This is a genomic window from Nodularia sp. LEGE 04288 (genome assembly GCF_963896525.1).
GTDB lineage: Bacteria > Cyanobacteriota > Cyanobacteriia > Cyanobacteriales > Nostocaceae > Nodularia.
Window position 1 is genome coordinate 1 of the sequence record NZ_CAWQOY010000060.1, and the last position, 4,684, is coordinate 4,684.

Below are 4,684 nucleotides of genomic sequence, written 5' to 3' on the forward strand. Positions count from 1 at the left end.
CACCCTCCCCCCTCCCCACTCCCTAAGTCTTCGATAACCGCTTAACTTCAGCACCTGCTAACATCTCATGGGCTTTTGCTAACATTTGCGGAATTTTCTCGGCGTGGGGACTATTGGCGAGAGATTGTCCCAAGTCGAGTTCATCTAGTTGGTCTGCTTTGTTACCGGGGAACCAATGACTAGCATTACCCAGTAGGTTGTAACGCATTTTGGCGTAGTCTACTAAATCGTAGGCGATCGCTAAATTCCACAACCACAAAATCACACGAATATTCACTTCTCCCGGTGTTGCTTCCCAGGTAGGTAAATTCGTCTCCCAAGTCTTTACCCAGTCTTCTCCTAAAGTTGCGATCGCTTCTTGTTCTAACTTACTCAAAATTGGCGGCAAAAATTCCTCCGCCCGATCTAAGTAATCTAAAGTTTTCAGATGTTCATCAAAATCTTCAGGTCTGGCTGCACCCAAACTCAAAGTATGTACATTTTCATGACTCAGACAAAACAAATCATTAAACACCATCGGACTTAAAGGGGCGCAAAGATTAACTAACTTTTGCGGTGGTTTATATAGCATCCCCCCTTTATCTGAAGGACTAATAATAAATACCCCCATATCATGACTGTTAGCGGCTGTAATTGCCTCCCAATTCCATTGATTAATGTAATACCAATGCAGGTTGACATAATCAAATTGGTTAGTATTAATAGCCTGGATAATTACCTCTTTAGGTCCATGAGTAGAAAAGCCGATAAATCTCACTTTTCCTTCTGCTTGTAGCTGCCGCGCCACATCTAAACAGCCACCGTCACGCATACTATAGTCGAAAGATTCAGCATGATTTATGCCATGTATTCCCAGTAAATCCACATAATCTAACTGGAGATTTTGCAGTGATTGTTCAAACGTTTCGCGAAATTTCTGGGAATCTGCAACCGGGCCGACTTTTGTCTGGACAATTAATTTCTCACGGGGAAACTTCGGCAATATTTGCCCCAATTGTATTTCTGATGTACCATAACCACGGGCAGTTTCAATGTGATTAATTCCCACTTCCAGAGAGCGGCGAATAGTCGCTTCTAGATTAGCCTGATTATCTGCCGGAATTTCGGAATTAGGAACATCTTGCCATTTGAATTGATATCTCATACCGCCACAAGAAAAAACAGGCATCTGTAATTCTGTGCGACCAAATCTTTTGTAAAGCATAAAGACGTAGATATACTGCATTTCGTGGAGACGCGACTAATCACGTCTCAACTTACCAATGGAAATTTCCCAAAAATAGTAGGGTGGGTTAGCGTAGCGTAACCCACAATTATCCTAATGTCCTAACCCTACAAATTAATTGGGGATTTGATTCCTTGGAAGTTGCTAAACAGGATCTTGTAACTCCGCCGTGCGGACTGAAAGCAGCTGTATCTGATTACCCCGTTGCACTTTCACATTTAACAACTGACCCAGGCGACTGTTGTCTACAAGGTTCTGTAATTTATCAGCACTGGTGACGGGTTCACGGTCAATTTGCACAATCACATCGCCACGTCGCACACCCGCATTCGCAGCTGGGGAATTAGGTATAACCCGCATCACCAAAACCCCATTAATTTCTGGTATTTGAATGGGAGAGTTGGGGTCAGTATTATTCTGCTTTGCTAATTCGGGCGTTAAAGTTACCATTTGCACACCTAAATAAGGGTGAATAACTTTGCCGTCACGTTGCAATTGCAAGGCGATCGCTTTAGCCTTATCAATAGGAATCGCAAAACCAATACCCATCGCGTCCGGACGAATAGCTGTATTAATCCCAATTACTTCGCCCCGTTCATTCAATAGTGGACCCCCGGAGTTACCAGGATTAATCGCCGCATCGGTTTGAATAAAGTCCAAGCGTTTGTCAGCAATTCCCACTTGGGCGCTGGAACGTTTGAGGGTGCTAACAATTCCCAAAGTTACGGTATTATCAAATCCTAAAGGATTACCCACTGCGATCGCCCAGTCTCCCACTTGTACTGCATCAGAAGAACCCAAAGGCGCAACAGGTAAATCTTTATCAGGGTTAATCTTCACCACTGCTAAATCTGTGACTTCATCAATACCCTGAACTTTGCCTTCATAGGTGCGACCATCTTTGAGGCGGACTGTGACTTTATCAGCTTTATCAACTACATGGGCGTTGGTCAACACCAGACCACCTTTGTCAATAATGAAACCCGAACCTAGACCACGCAATTGTTCAGAAGGCAACTGTTGGGGAAAACCCTCACCAAAAAATCGCCGGAAGAATGGGTCTTCCATAAATGGGTCCATACGACGGGTAATAGTGCGTTCAGTGTCAATACGGACTACTGCCGTTCCCACACGATTTACAGCCGCTGTGACAAAGCTAGTGCTACCTATAGCCGCAGTTGCTGGTGATTGTCGGGCAATTACATCTAAGGCAGCAGTAGCAGTCTCAGCATCAGGTGCAGGTTCGGCTTGAGAGGGTAATACCTGCCAAGTGCTGACCGTTAGTGTAACGCCGATAATTAGGGCTAACACATAAGCAGCAAATTGACGTATAGAACTTGATATTTGGGAGAATTGCATAATTACAACCTAATATGGCAGCCTAATTTTTGCCTAAAAATCTATTTACAGTTATTTTTACCGAATGGCAGATTATTCGTCATAAACTACCTATATCAAAATTAATAGAATATTTAACATCATAGCTATTATGGAGATTCACCCTTTCTAGGTTCGGGTTCCACCCTTGAATCAGATTCTGACGATGACTTAAGCAAAGCGATCGCTAATTGGCAGAAATACTTTTTCCCTTACCAATTATCCTCTAGGCTAGGATCTTAATAGTACCAGTGCTTTGGCAACATGAACTCATGAACGGATCAAACCGATTAGCTAAAAAATCTGTGCCGGCATCCCAGGCAGGAGAAAACGCCCAGAATCATCATGTAGAAGACCAGAAAAATCATCCTCATGAGCCTGGAAAGTCGGTACATCCTCACGTTCATAGTGAAGAGTCACTACGGAAAATTGTTAATCGACTATCTCGGATAGAAGGCCATGTTCGCGGCATTAAAACAATGGTGCAGCATGATAGCCCTTGTCCTGATGTTTTATTACAAATTGCAGCTGTGCGAGGCGCTTTGGATAAAGTCGCGAGAATTGTTTTGGATCAACATTTAACTGAATGTATTGCTAGAGCTGCTCAAGAAGGCAATATGGAAGTGGAAATTGAACAGTTAAAAGCTGCTTTAGATCGGTTTTTACCTTAAAATTCCCCACTCCCCTCAAAACAACAAGCGATCGCCAGTTCAGCGTGTTGCTGTAGGATATTTTTATCCAAAGCATAAATCTTATGCTGGGGAGTTACCGCCAGTAGGTTTTCAATTCTGTCTCTAGCTGCGGCCACAACTGATTCATCCAGACTACCCCTGCTTAAAGAATCAGCAAAATCCTCAGCCATCTGATAAGTTCGTTCAATAGATAATGAATTAATATTCCGCGAGACAATAAACAAGTCACAGCCAGCATCAAAAGCCTGCGCGACTGTCCCACTTTCGGTAAACATATCTGAGACAGCTTTCATATCGAGGTCGTCAGATACAACCACTCCTGCAAAACCCAATTCTTCCCGGAGGATCTTTTTCAGGATAGCTGGGGAGAGTGTCGCCGGAAATTGCGGATCTATTTTGGGAAACAGGATATGCGCCGTCATGATTAAAGGAATTTGCTTTTCAATCAGCGCTTTAAACGGAATCAATTCCCGAAGCCGTAATTCTTCAAGGGTGAGATTGAGTACTGGTAATTCAAGATGAGAATCTTTGCTAGTGTCTCCATGTCCAGGAAAGTGTTTAGCACATCCTAAAATTCCCCCTTCCTCAAGTCCCCTATAGTATTCACACACACCTTCAGCAGTTGTTTCCGGGTTGCGACCAAAGGCACGCGGACCGATAATCGGATTTTGAGGATGGGAAAAAATATCTGCTACAGGTGACCAGGATAAATTTATTCCCAAAGATTTCAATTCCAAAGCTGTAGCTTTTGCGACTTCTCTTGCGTGGGATTTCCACAACAAAGCATAAGGAAATCGGGTAATTGGTAACGGTGTCCTAACTACTCGTCCCCCTTCGTGATCTAATGTCATAAACATTGAGTCACGTTCAGTATATTCTCTGATTTGCTCGTTGAGCTTCTGGAAGCTTTCTAGCCAAACTTCATAAGGGGTAGCATCCAGAAAGTTTTTAGCAAAATAAATTACCCCAACTGGTTTTAATTCACTCAGTGTACGTTTATCGTCATCACTTAACGAAGTACCTGAAATACCAAGTATTAAGTGATGTCCAAAGCGCTCTAACTCTTGCGATACAGCCATAATGCTTCACCTAGACTTGTCTAACCAACAACTGGGATTTTCAACTTTCAGGAAATAAAAATAGTACTTATACCAATTATTTGTGAGGCTGCATATTATTTTACCCCACCCCTTAGCCCGCAAAAATCCGGTTCCCTCCTCGCTTGCGCTACCGTGTACACACAAGTGATCGAATCGCCCCCTAACCCCCAATTATGGGGGAACAAGAATTTTCAAAGTCCCCCATTTTACCCCCAAATTTGGGGGTCACGGGGGCAGGGGATTTAGGGGGCAAAACAGGCTCAAACGCAGACAGGCAGGACATGTGTGTA

Annotated in this window: 4 protein-coding genes; 1 reads left to right on the forward strand and 3 read right to left on the reverse strand. The window is 43.4% G+C overall.

What is annotated here, in order from left to right:
- Positions 1 to 22: 22 nt before the first annotated feature.
- Together AACX33_RS04760 and AACX33_RS04765 are read right to left on the reverse strand one after the other, a co-directional pair.
- Positions 23 to 1,204, reverse strand: coding sequence for an aldo/keto reductase (locus tag AACX33_RS04760; protein WP_193998941.1), 1,182 nt, complete (start codon positions 1,202 to 1,204; stop codon positions 23 to 25).
- A 165-nt stretch (positions 1,205 to 1,369) separates the two neighbouring features.
- The gene (locus AACX33_RS04765) at positions 1,370 to 2,584 is read right to left on the reverse strand and encodes an HhoA/HhoB/HtrA family serine endopeptidase (protein ID WP_193998943.1); all 1,215 of its coding nucleotides are present in this window, start codon (positions 2,582 to 2,584) and stop codon (positions 1,370 to 1,372) included.
- Positions 2,585 to 2,874: 290 nt separating this feature from the next.
- Between AACX33_RS04765 and AACX33_RS04770 the strand changes: the two genes are divergently transcribed.
- The gene (locus tag AACX33_RS04770) at positions 2,875 to 3,273 is read left to right on the forward strand and encodes a metal-sensing transcriptional repressor (RefSeq protein WP_193998945.1); all 399 of its coding nucleotides are present in this window, start codon (positions 2,875 to 2,877) and stop codon (positions 3,271 to 3,273) included.
- Here AACX33_RS04770 and nagZ read toward each other — a convergent pair.
- Positions 3,270 to 4,373: a beta-N-acetylhexosaminidase gene (nagZ, locus tag AACX33_RS04775; RefSeq protein WP_193998947.1), complete on the reverse strand. Its 1,104-nt coding sequence runs from the start codon at positions 4,371 to 4,373 to the stop codon at positions 3,270 to 3,272. The genes AACX33_RS04770 and nagZ overlap by 4 nt on opposite strands.
- Positions 4,374 to 4,684: the final 311 nt, after the last annotated feature.